Annotated in this window: 14 protein-coding genes and 1 pseudogene; 7 read left to right on the top strand and 8 right to left on the bottom strand. The window is 70.0% G+C overall.

Going from position 1 to position 16,851, the window contains the following annotated elements; genetic code table 11:
• Window positions 1-5 precede the first annotated feature (5 nt).
• A complete protein-coding gene (locus A3CE_RS0113230) occupies window positions 6-611 on the bottom strand; it encodes a TetR/AcrR family transcriptional regulator (RefSeq protein WP_020640565.1) in 606 nt (201 codons plus the stop codon).
• A 76-nt stretch (window positions 612-687) separates the two neighbouring features.
• On the opposite strand from A3CE_RS0113230, the gene A3CE_RS0113225 reads away from it, so the two are divergent.
• Window positions 688-1,308, top strand: coding sequence for a class I SAM-dependent methyltransferase (locus tag A3CE_RS0113225; protein ID WP_020640564.1), 621 nt, complete (start codon window positions 688-690; stop codon window positions 1,306-1,308).
• Between the two features lie 2 nt (window positions 1,309-1,310).
• Window positions 1,311-2,240 carry a DUF2218 domain-containing protein gene (locus tag A3CE_RS59865; protein WP_020640563.1) on the top strand — a complete coding sequence of 310 codons (930 nt, stop codon included), beginning with the start codon at window positions 1,311-1,313 and terminating at the stop codon, window positions 2,238-2,240.
• A gap of 13 nt (window positions 2,241-2,253) precedes the next feature.
• On the opposite strand, the gene A3CE_RS0113210 is transcribed toward A3CE_RS59865, so the two are convergent.
• The 4 genes from A3CE_RS0113210 to A3CE_RS0113195 all read right to left on the bottom strand — a co-directional run bounded on the left by A3CE_RS0113210 (window position 2,254) and on the right by A3CE_RS0113195 (window position 7,353).
• Window positions 2,254-4,452, bottom strand: a complete 2,199-nt coding sequence (locus A3CE_RS0113210) for a xanthine dehydrogenase family protein molybdopterin-binding subunit (RefSeq protein ID WP_020640562.1) — start codon at window positions 4,450-4,452, stop codon at window positions 2,254-2,256.
• Window positions 4,449-5,429 carry an FAD binding domain-containing protein gene (locus A3CE_RS0113205; RefSeq protein ID WP_020640561.1) on the bottom strand — a complete coding sequence of 327 codons (981 nt, stop codon included), beginning with the start codon at window positions 5,427-5,429 and terminating at the stop codon, window positions 4,449-4,451. Before A3CE_RS0113205 ends, A3CE_RS0113210 begins: the two co-directional genes overlap by 4 nt.
• Before the next feature lie 6 nt (window positions 5,430-5,435).
• A complete protein-coding gene (locus A3CE_RS0113200) occupies window positions 5,436-6,071 on the bottom strand; it encodes a (2Fe-2S)-binding protein (protein ID WP_020640560.1) in 636 nt (211 codons plus the stop codon).
• A gap of 265 nt (window positions 6,072-6,336) precedes the next feature.
• Entirely contained in the window at window positions 6,337-7,353 is a 1,017-nt protein-coding gene (locus A3CE_RS0113195) for a zinc-dependent alcohol dehydrogenase family protein (protein WP_020640559.1), read from the bottom strand.
• A 148-nt stretch (window positions 7,354-7,501) separates the two neighbouring features.
• On the opposite strand from A3CE_RS0113195, the gene A3CE_RS0113190 reads away from it, so the two are divergent.
• Window positions 7,502-8,371 carry a helix-turn-helix domain-containing protein gene (locus tag A3CE_RS0113190; protein WP_026468438.1) on the top strand — a complete coding sequence of 290 codons (870 nt, stop codon included), beginning with the start codon at window positions 7,502-7,504 and terminating at the stop codon, window positions 8,369-8,371.
• On the opposite strand, the gene A3CE_RS0113185 is transcribed toward A3CE_RS0113190, so the two are convergent.
• A complete protein-coding gene (locus A3CE_RS0113185; protein WP_020640557.1) occupies window positions 8,284-9,237 on the bottom strand; it encodes a helix-turn-helix domain-containing protein in 954 nt (317 codons plus the stop codon). The two genes, A3CE_RS0113190 and A3CE_RS0113185, sit on opposite strands and share 88 nt — an antisense overlap.
• A gap of 152 nt (window positions 9,238-9,389) precedes the next feature.
• Here A3CE_RS0113185 and A3CE_RS59860 point away from each other — a divergent pair.
• The 3 genes and pseudogenes from A3CE_RS59860 to A3CE_RS0113170 form a co-directional block, all read left to right on the top strand.
• Window positions 9,390-9,911: pseudogene (locus A3CE_RS59860) on the top strand (SDR family oxidoreductase); the annotation flags it as partial.
• A gap of 25 nt (window positions 9,912-9,936) precedes the next feature.
• Window positions 9,937-11,340 (top strand): amidase, encoded by a 1,404-nt coding sequence (locus tag A3CE_RS0113175; protein ID WP_020640555.1) that lies wholly within the window; start codon window positions 9,937-9,939, stop codon window positions 11,338-11,340.
• 232 nt (window positions 11,341-11,572) lie between these two features.
• Window positions 11,573-13,039, top strand: a complete 1,467-nt coding sequence (locus A3CE_RS0113170) for an MFS transporter (RefSeq protein WP_020640554.1) — start codon at window positions 11,573-11,575, stop codon at window positions 13,037-13,039.
• A 146-nt stretch (window positions 13,040-13,185) separates the two neighbouring features.
• On the opposite strand, the gene A3CE_RS0113165 is transcribed toward A3CE_RS0113170, so the two are convergent.
• Entirely contained in the window at window positions 13,186-13,767 is a 582-nt protein-coding gene (locus A3CE_RS0113165; RefSeq protein ID WP_020640553.1) for a dihydrofolate reductase family protein, read from the bottom strand.
• A gap of 82 nt (window positions 13,768-13,849) precedes the next feature.
• Window positions 13,850-14,797 (bottom strand): LLM class F420-dependent oxidoreductase, encoded by a 948-nt coding sequence (locus A3CE_RS0113160; RefSeq protein WP_245589507.1) that lies wholly within the window; start codon window positions 14,795-14,797, stop codon window positions 13,850-13,852.
• A gap of 519 nt (window positions 14,798-15,316) precedes the next feature.
• Between A3CE_RS0113160 and A3CE_RS0113155 the strand changes: the two genes are divergently transcribed.
• The gene (locus A3CE_RS0113155) at window positions 15,317-16,843 is read left to right on the top strand and encodes an FAD-binding oxidoreductase (protein ID WP_245589506.1); all 1,527 of its coding nucleotides are present in this window, start codon (window positions 15,317-15,319) and stop codon (window positions 16,841-16,843) included.
• Window positions 16,844-16,851 lie beyond the last annotated feature (8 nt).

Below are 16,851 nucleotides of genomic sequence, written 5' to 3'. Positions count from 1 at the left end.
CGGGATCAGTGGGCCGGATCAGCTGGGCGGCGCAGGCCGGCCAGGGTGACGGCCACCAGCCGGTGGGCCGCGGCGTCGGACGGCAGGCTGCCCGCGGCGGTCAACGCGTGGAGGCAGTAGCTCGCGAGTTCGCCGGGGGACACGTCGTCCCGGATGTCGCCGGCGTCCGCGGCTTCTGAGAGGAGATCGCGGAACATCGCGTGCAGGTGGTGCTGGGCCTGGGCGACGTGTTCGCCGGGGTGCAGGAGCGCCGCCAGTTCGGCGCCGTGCGGTTCGTGCCGGTGGTGCCGAGCCCGCTGGAACTGGATCGCCGCGTAGGCGTTGAGCACCTTCTCGAGGCGGTCGCCGGCGTCGCCGTCCTGGTCCCGGATCTCGGTGAGCTGCGTCAGATGGCTGCGGATCTGGCGTTCGTGCCAGGCCGACAGGATCGCTTCGACGTCGGGGAAGTACTTGTACAGCGTCGCCCGGCCGATCCCGGCTTTCGTGGCGATCTGCGACATCTTCACGCCGGTCAGCCCGTGCTCGGCCACCAAGGCCGCGGTCGCGTCCAGGGCGGCTTCGCGCACCGCCTCCCGGTGCGCCTCGATCGTGTCGGTCCACAGCTTCGGCACGTCTGGAGCATACACAGCGGCACCGTCGAGACAGTCAGCATTGACAGCGACAGAGTGTCTCGATAAAACTGGACCGATGACCGCATCGCCGCACTACTCCCGTTCCCACCGCCCTGGCGGCCCCGGCGACCTGTACCGAAGCCCGCCGCCGTGGGACATCGGACGGCCGCAGGGGGTGTTCCGCGCGCTGGCCGACGCGGGCGCGATCCGGGGCCGGGTCCTCGACGTCGGGTGCGGCACCGGTGAACACGTGCTGATGTGCGCCGGGCTCGGCCTGGACGCCACCGGCGTCGACCTCGCGTCGGCGGCACTGCACCGTGCCGAGGAGAAGGCACGCGAGCGCGAGCGAAGCGCGCGGTTCCTCCGCCACGACGCCCGGAAGCTGGCCGAGCTGGACGAGTCGTTCGACACCGTCCTCGACTGCGGCCTGTTCCACAGCTTCGACACCGACGATCGCGCGGCCTTCGTCCAGGGCTTGCGGATCGTGGTGAATCCGGGCGGCCGGTACTTCATGCTCTGCTTCGGCGACCGCCAGTCCGGCGGCGACTGGCCCTGGGTGCACCGCGTGACGCAGACGGAGATCACCACCGCCTTCGCCGACGGGTGGCGGGTCGACTCGATCGAGCCCGCCACCATCGAGATCACCCCTGACCCGGACGGCGTCCGCGCGTGGTTCGCCGCCCTGACGAGGATCTGAGCATGCCGGTCGCCGAAGCACACATCGCCACGCGGCGAGCTGAGCGGTTCCTCGTGCAGTTGTGCCGCCACGCCCAAGCCATGGGCGAGAAGGCCGGGCACCTGCACGGCGGGGACGGTCAGGCACGCCCCCAGGTGGTGGACGTCGAATATGCCGAGAACGAAGGCAAGATCAGATTCAGCTGGGGTGACTGCGCGCTCCGGTCCACATCGGACACTTTGACGGTGCGGGTCGAGGCCGGCGACTTGGATCAGCTGGCGCGGCTCCAGGGCATTCTGGGCGCGGACCTGGAAAGGTTCGGCCGGCGCGACGGCCTGAAGGTGAGCTGGGAAGGTCCCTCGGGACCCAGCCGCGACGGCGAGGTGGTTCGGCGAGCGCGGGGGACCACGATCGCGGTCGTGGTGGCTGTGGTGCTGGCCATCGCCGCGCACATCGCCTTCGGTGGTGCGGCGCTGGCGGCTTGGCGCTGGACGAGCGTGGTCGCCGACATCCTCCTCGCGCTGGTGGTCCTGAAGATCGTCATCGTGGCCCTGTTCGCCCGGAAGCGCTTTCGACCGCACCGCGTCGGTTTCGCAGCTCACTCGCACCGCCACCCGCCTGCACCCTCAGCCGGCACGCCCACCGCTCGTGACAGCCACACGGCCAGCATCGCCAGGCCCGCCACGCGCCCGGACTCGATTGCCCCACCGGTAGCCGTCCGCCATGCTGCCGGCATGGCGCATGGCACTGTCAAGTTCTTCAAACCCGAGAAGGGCTGGGGAGCGATCGCCTCGCCCGACCTGCCGGCGGGCTGCGACGCGTGGGTCCACTTCAGCGCGATCGAGATGGACGGCTTCCGCGCCCTGGAAGCCGGTGACCCGGTCGAGTTCGACTACGAAGCAGCCCAGCAGGACAGCTTCCGCTTCCGAGTGACCCGCGTCCGCAAAGCCTGACCCTCGGCCACGCTCACAGCAGGGCATCAGCGGTGATCGGAAACTCACGGATGCGCCGTCCGGTCGCGTGGAAGACCGCGTTGGCGATCGCCGGGGCCACGCCGACAAGCACGAGCTCGGCGAGGCCCTTGACGCCGAGAGGGTCGGCTTCGCGGTCTTCGCCATCCAGGTAGATCGCGCGAAGGTCGCGGATGTCGGCGTTGACGGGGACGAGGTAGTCGGCGAGGTTGGCGTTGACGATGCGGCCGTCGCGCGGGTCGGTGACGGTGTGCTCCAGCAGGGCGGCGCCGATGCCGCCGACCATGCCGCCGAGGGCCTGGCTGTCGGCGAGCTTGGGGTTGACGATCCGGCCCGCGTCGTAGACGCCCAGCATGCGCCGGAGCCGGACCAGGCCGAGGCGCGCGTCGACGGCGACTTCGGCGAAGACGGCGCCGTAGCCGTACATCGAGAACCGGTTCTGCTCCGGCGGTGCCCAGGACCCGATCACCTCGAGGTGGTCGCGGCCGTTGCGCGCGAGGACTTGGCGGTAGGTTTCGCCGCGCGTCGGGTCGTTCTTCGCGTGCATCCGTCCTTTTCGGACGATGATGTCGTCGGGGTTGATGCCGCGCAAAGGGGAGCGAGGGTCGTTGACGGCCAGGGTGATGGCCTGGCGGCGGACCTTGTCGCAGCCGTCCTGGACGGCGGAACCGACGCTGGCCATGGTCATGGATCCGCCGTGGGGCGGGGTCGGCGGCATGAGCGAGTCGCCGAGCCGGAACTCGACGGTGTCCATGGTCAGGCCGAGTGCGTCGGCGGCGACCTGGGGCATCGAGGTGTAGGTGCCGAGGCCCATGTCGCTGGTCGCCGACTGGACCAGGGCGGTGCCGTCGGCGTTGAGCCGGACGTGGGCCTGTGCCGGGGCGCGGGCGGTGTCGTAGACCGCGGCCGCCATGCCGGTGCCGATCAGCCAGTCGCCGTCCCTGGTGGACGCCGGCTTCGGGGTGCGGCGGCGCCAGCCGAACTCGCGGGCGCCGACGTCGTAGCATTCGCGCAGCCGGCGGGTGGAGAACGGCTGACCGCTGGATTCGTCGGCCGCCGGTTCGTTGCGCTTGCGCAGTTCGATGGGGTCGATGCCGAGCTGGTGCGCGAGCTCGTCCATCGCGGATTCGATGACGAGCGCGGCGGAGGCGTAGCCGGGTCCGCGCATCCAGATCGGGGTGTTCACGTCCAGCGGCACGGTGGAGTACGCCTGGCGGACGTTCGGCATGGAGTAGAGCATCTGGCCGGGCGCCAGCACGGCCTCGGTGAACGTCTCGTAGCGGGAAGTCTCGCTGCGGATCTCGTGCGTCATCGCGGTGAGCCGCCCGGTGCGGTCGCTGCCCGCCCGGAGCCGGTAGGAGTAGGCGGGCCGGAAGCCGGTGCCGAAGTACAGCTGCCGCCGGGCGAGGACGAGCTTGACCGGACGCCCGGTCTCGCGGGCGGCGAGCGCGGCGATCGTGGTGTGCGGCCAGGCCCGCAGCCCGCTGCCGAACGCGCCGCCGACGAAGGGCGAGATGACCCGGATCGACGTCTGCGGGATGCCGAACACGGCGGCGAGCTCCTGCTGGGTACCGCCCACGACCCACTGGGTCTTGTCCCACACGGTGAGGCGGTCGCCGTCCCAGCGGGCGATGGTGGCGTGTGGCTCCATCGGGTTGTGGTGGTTGCGGGCGGTCCGGTAGGTCAGGTCCAGCCGGACCGGCGCGGCGGCCAGTGCGCGGTCGGCGTCGCCTCGCGCGTAGGTCGTGGGCTCGTCGGCGGGTGCGGTGGCCAGGTCGGTGACGGGCTGCTCGGCGGCGTAGGACACCTTCACCAGGCGTGCGCCTTGCTGGGCGGCCTCGTGAGTGGTGGCGACCACGACGGCGACCGGCTGGCCGAAGAACCGGACCCGGTCGTCCTGGAAGACGCGCAGCCGTGAGTTCGGCGCGGGGTTGTTCGACCCCGGGTTGTCCACATAGGGCAGGCGCGGGGCGTTGAGGTGGCTGATCACGCGCAGGACGCCCGGGTGGGCGCGGGCGGCGCTGTCGTCGACGCTCGTGACGCGGCCACGTCCGACGCTGCTGTCGACCACGGCCGCGTAGAGGACGCCGTCCGTCGGGTGGTCGGCGGCGTAGCGGGCTTGTCCGGTCACCTTGAGCCGTCCGTCCACCCGGGACTGCGGGGTGCCGACGGCGGTTCGGGGCTGGAGTGTCACCGGGTGCCTCCCACGACGCGCAGCTGGCGTTCGACCGTGCGCTTGAGCAGTTCGACCTTGAATCCGTTGTGCCGCAGGGGACGGGCCCCGTCCGCGGCTCGTTGTGCGGCCTCGGCCCACAGCGCGTCCGACGGCCGTCTGCCGAGCAGGTGCTGCTCGACGGCGGGCAGTTTCCACGGGACGGTGCCGACACCACCGGCCGCGACCTTCGCCGCGCGGATCACCCCGCCCTGGATCTGCAGGGCCACCGCGGCCGAGGTGAGGGCGAATTCATAGCTCTGCCGGTCCCGCACCTTGAGGTAGCCCGACCGCGCCGGGGGCGGGAGTGCCGGGATCTCGACGGCGGTGATGAGCTCGCCCGGCCGCAGGGCCTGTTCCCGGTCCGGGGTGCTGCCGGGCCGCAGGTGGAAGCCGGCGAACGGGAGGGTGCGCTCACCGCTCGGACCCTGCAGGCGCACGACCGCTTCCAGGGCAGCGAAGGCGACCGCGACGTCCGACGGGTGCGTGGCGACGCACGCCTCGGAGCCGCCGAGGATGGCGTGACCGCGGTTGTAGCCGTCGAGGGCGGCGCATCCCGAGCCCGGTTCGCGCTTGTTGCAGCGCGCGGTGACGTCCCGGAAGTAGGGGCACCGGGTGCGCTGCATGATGTTGCCGCCGATGGTGGCCATGTTGCGCAGCTGCGCGGACGCGCTCAGCTCCAGCGCCTCCGAGACCACCGGAAAGGCGGACCGCACCCGAGGGTCCGCGGCGGCGTCGGCCATCCGCACCAGCGCCCCGATCCGCAGGCCGCCGTCCGGAGCGGGGGAGATGCCGGTGAGCGGCAGCCGGGCGATGTCGACCAGCGTGCCGGGGCGTTCCACGGTCTCGCGCATCAGGTCGACCAGCGTCGTGCCGCCGGCGATGTACCGGCCGCCGCGCTGTCCGGCCGCGACGGCGGCCCGGATGTCGGGAACTTCGGTGTAGGAGAAGGACTCCATCGGTCGTCAGCTCCCCGCCTGCTGGATGGCTTTGACGATCTTGACGTAGCAGCCGCAGCGGCAGATGTTGCCGCTCATCCACTCCCGGATCTCTTCTGGCGAACCGGTATGGCCTTCCCGAGCGCAGCCGATGCCGGACATGATCTGCCCGGGGGTGCAGTACCCGCACTGGAACGCGTCCTGGTCGACGAACGCCTGCTGCAACGGGTGCAACGGCCCGTCGTCGCCGCGCGTCAGGCCCTCGATGGTGGTGACCTGCGCGCCGTCCAGCCGCACCGCCAGGGTCAGGCACCCGTTGACGCGTCGGCCGTCGACGAGGACCGTGCACGCGCCGCAGGCACCGGCGTCGCACCCCTTCTTGGTGCCGGTCAGGCCGACGTGTTCACGCAGCAGGTCCAGCAGCGAGGTCCGGTTGTCGACGGTGACGGTGTGCCGCGTTCCGTTCACGGTCACCGAGACCCGGCTGCTCGACGCGTCGCCGGCGGCGGTCGCGGGCTCGGCGCCGAGGAGCGCTGGGCCGGCCACGGCGACAGCGCCGGTCACCGCCGACGCCGCGATGAACGTCCGCCGGGAGTGGGCCGTGGGCGGCTCCGCCTCGGTGCCACCGGGCGGCAGGGAACTTTCGGGGGACTCGGGGGACATGGAGTCGACCCCACCAGGCGTTCGCGAGGTGTGGGAGTCCCTGACGAGAGGTGTACTGGCAGTGCGTCGTAAAGCGGGCAAATTGCCGATATCTTGGCCGGTTGGCTCGGTCAACACGGTACGGCGACCTCCTCGGTCTCGCGAGCACCCACACGACGGCGGGAAGCTTGCCGGGACGCAGGGAAATCTCTCCTTCGCAGAGGGCATCGCCGGTCCGGGCCGCACCGCCGTCGCTGCGACCCGGACCGGGTGTGCCGGTCTTCGATCAGGGGGTGAGCAGGGTCTTGATGGCGCGCCGCTCGTCCATGGCCCGGTAGCCCTCGGCGACCTGGTCCAGGGGCAGGGTGAGATCGAAGACCAGTCCCGGGTTGATGTGGCCGGTCAGGACCCGGTCGATCAGGTCGGGCAGGAAGCGGCGCACGGGCGCGGGGCCGCCGCGCAGGCCGACGTGGGAGAAGAACAGCTCCTCGCCCGCGATCCGCACGTCGTGCGGGACGCCGACGAACCCGACGTTGCCGCCCGGGCGGGCCGAGTGCAGGGCCTGCTTCATGGATTCGGCGGTGCCGACGCACTCCAGGACCGAGTCGGCGCCGATGCCGCCGGTGAGGTCCTTGATGGCGGCGACGCCCTCGTCACCGCGTTCGGTGACGACGTCGGTCGCGCCGAACTCGGTGGCCAGCTTCTGCCGGGACTCGTGGCGGCTCATGGCGATGATGCGTTCGGCGCCGAGTTCCTTGGCGGCGATGACGCCGCACAGCCCGACCGCGCCATCGCCGACTACGACGGCGGTGGAGCCGGGCTTCACCTCGGCGGCGAGGGCCGCGTACCAGCCGGTGCCCATGACGTCGGACACGGCGAGCAGGCTGGGCACGTACTCGTCGTCCGGGTGCTCGGGGGTGGCGACGAGCGTGCCCTGGGCGTGGGGGATGCGGACGTGATCGGCCTGGCAGGTGCTCATGAACTCGCGGTGCAGGCAGGAGGACTGCCAGCCGTTGCGGCAGTTCGCGCAGGTGTTGTCCGACGTGGCGAAGGAGCCGACCACGAACTGGCCGGGCTTGACCGCGGTCACCTCGCTGCCGACCTCTTCGACGACGCCGACGTACTCGTGGCCCATCGGGTGCGGGTCGCCGATCGGTTCGAGGCCGCGGTAGGGCCACAGGTCCGAGCCGCAGACGCAGGTGGCGACGGTGCGGATGATCGCGTCGGTCGGCTGCTGGATCTTCGGGTCGTCGAGCTGCTCGAAGCGTACGTCGCCGGGAGCGTGGATGACGGCTCCGCGCATGGGTGACTCCTCTGGCGGTGGTGGTTGCGGGGGCCGGACGGCCCCTGGGCTTCCAGGCAACCGCGTTTTCGCGTGGGCAGCGAGTCACTGGTGAAGGGTGTACCGGCAGTACACCCCACCGCCGGGTGACGGCGCGTACGGTCGCGCTGTGGACAACCGTGACGAAGTGCGCGAGTTTCTCGTCTCGCGGCGGGCCAAGATCACGCCGGAGCAGGCCGGGCTGCCGGGCGGAGCCCGGCGTCGCGTCCCGGGGCTGCGGCGCAGCGAAGTCGCCGCGCTGGCCGACGTCAGCGTCGAGTACTACGCCAAGCTCGAACGCGGGAATCTCGCCGGTGCCTCGCCCGCCGTTCTCGAAGCCGTCGCCCGCGCGCTCCAGCTGGACGATGCCGAGCGCGCCCACCTGCTGCACCTGGCTCGGACCGCCGAGGGCGCGGACGTGCTCGTCCGGCCCCGCCGGCGCTCCGGCAAGCGATGGACGCCGCACCGGAGTCTGCAGTGGACACTGGACGCGATCACCGCCGGTCCGGCGTTCGTCAACAACGGCCGCCTGGACCTGCTGGCCGAGAACCAGCTCGCCCGCGCGTTTTACAGCGGCATGTACGGTGGTGCTTCCCTGCCACCGAACATGGCCCGCTACCAGTTCCTCGATCCCGCGGCCCGCCGCTTCTACGCCGACTGGGAACTGGCCGCCGACATCACGGTCGATGTCCTGCGCACCGAAGCCGGCCGCAACCCGCATGACAGGGGCTTGCACGACCTGGTCGGGGAGCTCAGCACTCGCAGCGAGGAGTTCCGCGGACGCTGGGGCGCCCACAACGTCCGTCGGCACGGAAGGGGCGTGAAACGCTTTCGTCACCCGGTCGTGGGTGATGTCACTCTCTCGTGGGAGGCGATGGCGATGGCGGCCGAACCGGGGCTCACTCTCGTGGTCTACACCGCCGAGCCCGGTTCGGCTTCCGCCGAAGGCTTGGAGCTCCTGGCGTCCTGGGCCGCTTCGCCACGGCGGGCGGGGGAGTGACTGTCCATGATGGACTCCTCTTGCGCGGCCGCCCAGGAGGAGAGCAGCCGGAGGGCTTCGTCCGACGGTGAGTCCGGCTCGGCGGTGTAGACGGTGAGGGTCAGGCCGGGCTCGGCGGTCAGTTCGAGGCCCTCGTAGGCGAGGGTGAGGTCTCCGACGACCGGGTGGTGGAAGGTCTTCGACCCGGTGCCGTGGTGGCGGACGTTGCGGGCGCCCCACCGGGTGCGGAACTCGTCGCTGCGGGTCGACAACTCGCCGACCAGGTCGTGCAAGCCCTTGTCGTGCGGGTTTCGGCCGGCTTCGATGTGCACGATCTCGACGCAGACGTCGGCGAAGAAGCCCCAGTCGGGGTAGAACCGGCGGGCCGCCGGGTCGAGGAACTGGAAGCGGGCGAGGTTGGGTGGCTGCTGCGGGCTCGCGTAGACCTCGGAATAGAACGCCCGCGCCAAGCGGTTCGCGGCCAGCAGGTCCATCCGCCCGTTGCGGACGAACGCGGGTCCTTCGGTGACCGCGTCGAGGACCCACTGCAGACTGCGGTGCGGGCTCCACTGCTTGCCCTTCGGCCGCCGCAGGATCGCGCTGGTGCCGTCCGCGGCGCGGGCGAGGGCGAGCAGGTGCGCCCGTTCCGCGTCGTCGAGCCGGAGGGCCCGGGCCACCGAGTCCAGTACAGAAGGGGACGCGCCGGCGAGGTTTCCCCGTTCGAGCTTGGCGTAGTACTCGACGCTGACGTCGGCCAGCGCGGCGACTTCGCTGCGGCGCAGTCCCGGCACCCGTCGGTTGCTCGCGGTGGGGAGCCCGGCCTGCTCCGGCGTGATCCTGGCCCGCCGCGAGACGAGGAACTCGCGGACTTCCTGACGATTGTCCACGGTGCGACCGTACGCGTGACCACGACGGGGTGGGGTGCTCTGCCAGTACACCTTTCGGGAGAACCTCCCAGGTCACGATGGCTTCTGGTTCCCTCGGAACCCGGGCCCGACCGTGGTCGTCCTCCGCACCCTGAACCTGGAGAACACCCGAGATGAACCCCACCTACGACTTCACCGGCCAGGTCGCCTTCGTCACCGGAGCCGGCTCCGGGATGGGCCTGGCCGCCGCCGTCGACCGCACGGTCGGAACCTTCGGCCGCCTCGACATGGCCTACAACAACGCCGGCATCCAGATCCCGCCCTGCGATGCGGCCGACGAAGGCGCCGAGATGTTCGACCGTGTCCACGCGGTCAACCTTCGTGGCATCTGGGCCTGCATGAAGCACGAACTGCGCTACCTGCGCGCCCAGGGCAGCGGCGCGATCGTCAACTGTTCCTCCCTCGGCGGCCTGCCCGGCCGCGCCTCCTGCCACGCCTCCAAACACGGTGTGATCGGCCTGACGACCAGCGCCGCACTCGAATACGCCCCGCGCGGCATCCGCATCAACGCCCTCTGTCCCGGCATCATCGACACCCCCATGGTCAGCGACATGTTCGCCACGGGCAACCTCGACCGCGCCGAAGCCGAAGCCGGCCAGCCCATCAACCGGCTCGGAACCGCCGAGGAGATCGCCCAGGCCGTAGTGAGAGGGTGTGTCCATGAGCGGGATCGAGATCGTTTACCGCGACGCGACCGAGCTGGCGGCCATGATCAGCACCCGGCAAGTGTCGGCGGAGGAGGTGGTGCGGGCCCACCTGGAGCGCATCGAGGAAATGAATCCGAAGGTCAACGCGGTCCTGGCGGTGCCGGCCGAGTCCGCGCTCGCCGCGGCGCGTGCGGCGGACGCCGCGGTGGCGTCAGGCGAGGCGCTCGGCCCGTTGCACGGTGTGCCGTTCACGGTCAAGGACGCGTTGGACGTGGCAGGCGTGGTGACCACACGCGGCTCGACGGTGTTCCGGGATCGTGTCGCGGAGGTGGACGCGACCGCGGTGGCCCGCCTCCGGGCGGCCGGCGGAATCCCCCTGGCCAAGACGAACCTGCCGGAGTTCTCCTACTGGACCGAGACCGACAACCTGCTCGTCGGCCGGTCCCGCAATCCCTGGGACGGTGACCGCACTCCGGGCGGCTCCAGCGGCGGCGAGTCCGCCGCGATCGCCGCCGGGATGTCGCCGCTGGGGCTGGGCAGCGATGTCGCCATCTCGGTGCGGGGCCCGGCCCATGACACGGGAATCGTCGCGCTGAAAGCGACCCGCGGGAGGATTCCGATCACCGGGCACTGGCCCGAGGTTCCCCGTCGCTACTGGCACGTCGGTCCGATGGCGCGCAGCGTGCGGGACATCACGACCGCGGCCAGGCTTCTTTCCGGTCCCGACGGCGTCGACGGTTACGTCCGGCACTCCCCGCCACAAGACGACCGGCCGGCGGACGTAACCGGATTGCGGGTCGGCTGGGCGAGCGCGCCGGCCTTCGGCCCGGTGGACGCCGAAGTAGCGACCACCGTCCAGGCCGCGGCCGACGCCCTGAGGACGCTGGGTTGTGTCGTCGAACCAGCACCCCCGCCGGGGCTGGAGTCCCTTGACGCGACCGCGTTGAGCGCGGTGCTGTTCACCGCGGAGATCGTGCCGTACTTCCGGCAGGTCACCGCCGGCCATGAGGCGGACCTGCACGCCGTCGTCCAGCGCACGCTCACCGCCCCGGAGGTGACGCTGGCCGATTACCTCGGTGCACAGCAGCAGGTCGACTGGCTCAGCTCGATGTTCAGCGGGTACTTCGAGAGCTACGACGCGTTGTTGTGCCCGGTGTGCCCGATTCCCGCACCGCCTCATGCGCAATCGAAGTTCCGCATCGGAGACGTCACCGTGCCGGCGCGCGGCATCATGCGCGCGACTGTGCCGTTCAACCTCACCGGCCTCCCCGCACTGTCGTTACCGTTCGGGGCCGGCGGCGGCAACCTGCCGATCGGTGTTCAGCTCGTCTCTCGCTGGTACGACGAGGCGACCGTTCTGCGTCTGGGCGCCGCGCTCGAGTCCCTCAGCCCGGTGCGCGACCGCCGGCCGGACTGACCGGCCCACCCGGCACTCGGTGTCCGGGTCGCACAATTGTTCGGTAATTGTCGCCGACATTCGGTGTTCGCCAATTCAGGTTGCCCATTACTGGCCAGATTTCGGGGAGCCGTCATGCCGTCCGCCCGCGTTCGGCTCGGCCGGTTCCGGCGCGCTGGTCACATTTCCGCACGCGTCCTGAATTCGCATTCTGGAAGAACTCGGCGGGTAATCGCGTCTGTACTGTCGATGCATGAGTGCTACGACACCACTTTCCACCACCTCGGCGCGGTGGGACGGCCGCCTGTGGGCCATTCTGCTGACCGTGTCCGTGATCGTCGGCCTGGACGCGCTCGACGTTTCGATGGTCGGCGTGGCACTGCCGGCGATCCGGGCCGACCTGGGCATGTCCACCAGCGCGCTGCAGTGGGTCGCCGGCGGCTACGCGCTCGGGTTCGGCGGCCTGCTGCTGCTCGGTGGGCGCACCGCGGACCTGCTCGGCCGGCGCCGGGTCTTCCTCGCCGCCGTCACGGTCTTCATCATCGCCTCGTTCCTCGGCGGCATCGTCGACGACGGCGCGCTGCTGATCGCCACCCGGTTCATCAAGGGCGTGGCCGCGGCGTTCACCCTGCCCGCCGCGCTGTCGATCATCACCACGACGTTCCAGGAGGGCCCGGCCCGGTGGCGGGCGCTCGGGATCTACGCGGTGTTTGCCGCCAGCGGGTTCGCCGCCGGCCTGGTGTTCTCCGGGCTGCTGACCCAGGCCGGCTGGCGCTGGACGTTCTTCCTGCCGGTGCCGATCGCGCTCGTCGCGCTGCTGGTGTCCGCCAGGGTGGTTCCCGGCCACCGCCCGGAACGCGGCGGCATCGGCTACGACCTGCCCGGCGCGATCACCGGGGCCGCCGGCTCGCTGCTGCTGGTGTTCACCATCGTGCAGGCCCCGGAGGCCGGTTTCGGCGCACCCCGCACGGTCCTGGGCTTCGCCGGTGCGGTGGCGCTGCTGGTCGCGTTCGTGCTGATCGAGCGGCGCAGCCGCAGCCCGTTGCTGCGCCTGGGCATCCTGCGGTCGCGGTCGCTGGCCACGGCGAACCTCGGTATCGCGCTATTCTTCGGCGCCTACCTCGGTTTCCAGTTCGTGGTGATGCTCTACCTGCAGTCGGTCCTGGGCTGGTCGCCGCTGCAGACCGCGCTGGGCTTCCTGCCCTCCGCCGTGTTCGTCGCGTTCGGCTCGCCGAAGATCGGACCGCTGATCTTCAAGGTCGGCACCGAGCGGATGATCTTCGGCGGGCTGCTCGCGCACGTGCTGGCGTACGCGCTGTTCCTGCGCGTCGACGAGCACTCCGGCTACTGGGCCGCGGTGTTCCCGAGCATGGTCCTGCTCGGCATCGGCTTCCTGATGGCGTTCGCCTCGTTCAACATCCAGGCCACCGCCGGCGTGGCCGACCACGAGCAGGGGCTGGCCGGCGGCCTGCTGAACACCTCGCTGCAGGTCGGCGGCGCGATCGGGCTGGCCGTGGTCGCCGCGGTGCTGACGGCCAGCGGTGGCACCGGCGGGGGAGCGGCCTCGCTCATCGACGGGTTCGTCCCGGCGATCAGCATCCCGATCGGTCTTGCCGGACTCGGCGTCCTGGTCGTGCTACCGGGCACGTTCCGCCGGCGCGGCGGCGTGGCGGCCGTCCCGGCCGACCCGCCCGCGACCGAGCTGGACGAGGCCGCGTAGCGGCGGATGGCACGGCACCGTCCCCCGCGGGGGACGGTGCCGTCGTCGTCGTTCCGGCGCATGTGGTGTCCACAACGGACTGATGCCTCGGATGCCCTGTGGCGCAGGGATCCGAGGCATCGGCCGTTGTGGGACCGCCGGGGTGCTCAGCTCGTCGCGGGCGGCTGGGGGTGGTAGCTCTGGATGGCGATGCCGGTGTCGAGGCGGGTGTGCCCGGTGAGCTCCAGTTCCACCACCGGACCACCCTCGCCGAACAGCCGCTTCCCGGTGCCGAGGAGGACCGGGCAGACCATGAGATCCAGCTGGTCGACCAGGCCGTCGCGCAGCAGCGAGCGCATCAGCGTGACGCTGCCGTACATCAGGATGTCCTGGCCGTCCTCTTCCTTGATCTTCTTCAGCGCGCCGATCGCGTCGCCTTTCAGCAGGCTCGCGTTCCAAGTGAGCGGCTCGGCCAGTGTCGTCGAGGCGACCAGTTTCGGAATCGCGTTCAGCCGGTCGGCGTACGGTCCGGTGCTGTTCGGCCACGCCTTGGAGAACATCTCGTAGGTGTGCCGGCCGCACAGGAAGTAGTCACAGGACAGCAGGCGTTCAAGTGACCGTTTTCCGACTTCTTGGTTGAAATACCGGTCCGCCCAGCCGCCGTGCTCGAAACCGGCCATTCCGCCCGGATCCTCGACGACGCCGTCGGCCGTGACCAGGGTCGAAACGATGATCTTCCGCAATGTCATCCCTCCTTAATGCCGGTGGACCGCGCCCGCGCTTTCGGCGGGCGCGGTCCACGAACTGACCCGACCAATCTTCGGTAGGCTACTACCGCAGGAATTCCTGCGCGTACCGCTGGATCGTGGTCAGTTCCAGGGCGTCGACGAATGTCACCACAAGCTCGTCCACGCCGGCGGCCTCGTAGGCGGCGAGCCGCTCGCGGACGGTGTCGATGGTGCCGATCAACCCGTATTCGGCGACGTCACCGGGGAACACGCTGGGCGCCCACGGCGGAACCTGTTGCGCGGCCTCCTCGTCGGTGTCGGCGATGATGCACAGGGTCAGCGCGGTCTTGTGAATGCTGTCGAAGTCGCGCCCGACCGCGGTGCAGTGGTTCTTCAGCACCTCGAACTTGTGCGCGAGCGTGGCCGGGTCACCGGAGACGTTGCACAGGTCGCCGTACTTGGCCACCAGCTTGAGCGTCACCTTCTCGCCACCACCGGCGATCAGCAGCGGAATGTGCGGCTGCTGAAGGCCCTTCGGCTGGTTGATCGCGCCGTTGACCTGGTAGTACTGCCCGTCGAACTTGGCCTCCTCCTTGGTCCACATCGCGAGGATGACCTGCAGCGACTCGTCGAGCCGGCGCAGCCGCTCGGCGGCGTCCGGGTACTCGTACCCGTAGCCCACGTAGTCGGGCTCCCACCAGCCGGCGCCGATGCCGAAGGTGAACCGGCCGCCCGAGATCACGTCCAGCGTCGAGGCCATCTTGGCCTGCAGTGCGGGATTGCGGTAACCGTTGCCGGTGACCATGGTGCCGACGCGGACCCGCTCGGTCCCGGTCAGCAGAGCGGTGCTGGTCGTCCAGCACTCGAACAGCATGTGCTGGGTGTTCATCGCGTTGTGGAAGTGGTCGGCCACCCACACCGTCTCGTAGCCGTTCTCGTCCGCGGCCTTCGCCACGCGGGTCAGCGCCTGGTACGCCTCGGCTGGGTCCTGCATGCCCGCGAGCTCCAGCGAGAAGCCCTGGGGCAGGAACACACCATGCTTGATAGCCAACGTGCACACCTCTTCTTTTTCGGTCGGGTCGTCGGTCTTGTCACCATGTACAGACCGGCGCGGGCGGCGAAAGGGGGCGCACCGTCAACAACTTTCTTTCCCGCCGTACCGGCGGCCAATTATTGTCACTATGGGTTACCGGAGCGGGAGTGCTTCACGTCATTTCTCGTGGACTGCAGGCCTGCGCCGTCGCGATTACGCAGCAGCTCGGAAGGGCTACTCCGGTCCAAAGTGACAGCAACATTTTGAGCGCCCGCCGAACGAACGCCGGGTACCGTCGGTGACCGAATCGGTGGCTTCACCCCGCACGGATGAACCGTGGTGGACACCGGTGAAGTCGTCTTCGTCAAGCCTAACTTTGGAGGACCCATGGCTGACGGTAATCTGGGGCGCCGCGCCGTGCTCGTAGCCGGTGTGGTGGGAATCGCGGGGCTAGCCGGAGGTGAGCTCATGGCGGCATCGGCCGCTCAGGATGGTAACGACAATGCGACTACGCGTGCAGTCCCATCAGCCGTGGCCGTGACGGCGAATGATCCGCAGTACGCCGACTGCGTGCGCGGTCTCAACACCCGGTACATCGGCACGCCGGAATCCGTGCGGATCGTCAACTGCACGGATCAGGTCGTGCAGGTCGTCCAGGAGGCCGTCACGAACAAGAAGCGGCTGACCGTCATTTCCAGCGGGCACTGCTACGAGGATTTCATCTTCAACCCGGACGTGAAGGTCGTCGTGGACATCACCATGATGAACAACGTGTACTACGACCCGGCGATGAACGCGGTCGCCATCGAGTCCGGCGCGACGATGCTGGAGATCTACAAGACCCTGTACAAGCAGTGGGGGGTGACGGTCCCGGCCGGCTTCTGCTACTCGGTCGCCGCCGGCGGGCACGTCGCCGGCGGCGGGTGGGGGCCGCTGGTCCGGGTCAACGGTCTTGTCGTGGACCACCTCTACGCGGTCGAGGTGGTCGTCGTCGACGCCAACGGCACGGCGCGCGCCGTGGTGGCGACGCGGGAGCCGAACGACCCGAACCGGGACCTGTGGTGGGCACACACCGGTGGCGGCGGCGGAAACTTCGGTGTCATCACCCGTTACTGGTTCAAGTCGCCCGGCGCCACCGGTTCCGATCCGCGGACCATGCTGCCGCGCCCGCCGCACGACGTGCTCATCAGCGCGATCGCCTACAACTGGAGCACCCTCACCCAGGACCAGTTCACCCGGCTGGCGCGGAACTACGCGAGCTGGCACGTCGCCAACCGCGCGGCGGACAACCCGAACCGGGTGGTGACGAGCTACCTGCTGCTCAACCACCAGTCCAACGGCCAGATCGGGCTCATCACCCAGGTCGACGCCACGGTCCCCAACGCCCAGACGATCCTGGACAACTACATCGCCTACATGCAGAGCGGTGTCACGGCCCAGCACGTCGCGCTCACCAACCGGATGGCCGAGATCAGCCCGATGCCGCAACTGGTCCAGGCGCGGCGGCTGCCCTGGCTCGAGGCGACCCGCATGCTGGGCACGACGAACCCGCCGCTGAACGACCCGACCTACCGGGCGGAGTACAAGTCGACGTTCATGCGCGGCAACTTCCCGGACAACCAGATCGCCGCGGTGTACCGGCACCTCACCAGCACCGCGATCAGCAACCCCCTGGCGGGCGTGCAGTTCACCCCGTACGGCGGGCAGGCCAGCGCCGTGGACCCGGCGGCGACGGCGATTCCGCACCGTGGCGCGGCGTTCAAGATGCTCTGGTCCGCGCAGTGGATCGACCCCGCCGACGACGCCAAGCACATCGACTGGATGCGCCGCGGCTACGCGGACACTTACGCCGACACCGGCGGCGTGCCCGTGCCCAACGCTGTCACTGACGGCTGCTACGTCAACTACCCGGACGGCGACCTGAGCGACCCGAACTTCAACAAGTCCACCACTCCCTGGTACACCCTGTACTACAAGGACAACTACGCCCGGCTGCTCCAGGCCAAGCGCCGCTGGGATCCGCTCAACTTCTTCCGCCACCGCCAGTCCATCGGCACCACGTAGGCCGTGCG

It is taken from the genome of Amycolatopsis balhimycina FH 1894 (assembly GCF_000384295.1).
GTDB lineage: Bacteria > Actinomycetota > Actinomycetes > Mycobacteriales > Pseudonocardiaceae > Amycolatopsis > Amycolatopsis balhimycina.
The sequence above is the reverse complement of the archived record's forward strand: the minus strand, read 5'-3'. Positions and strand labels throughout refer to the sequence as shown.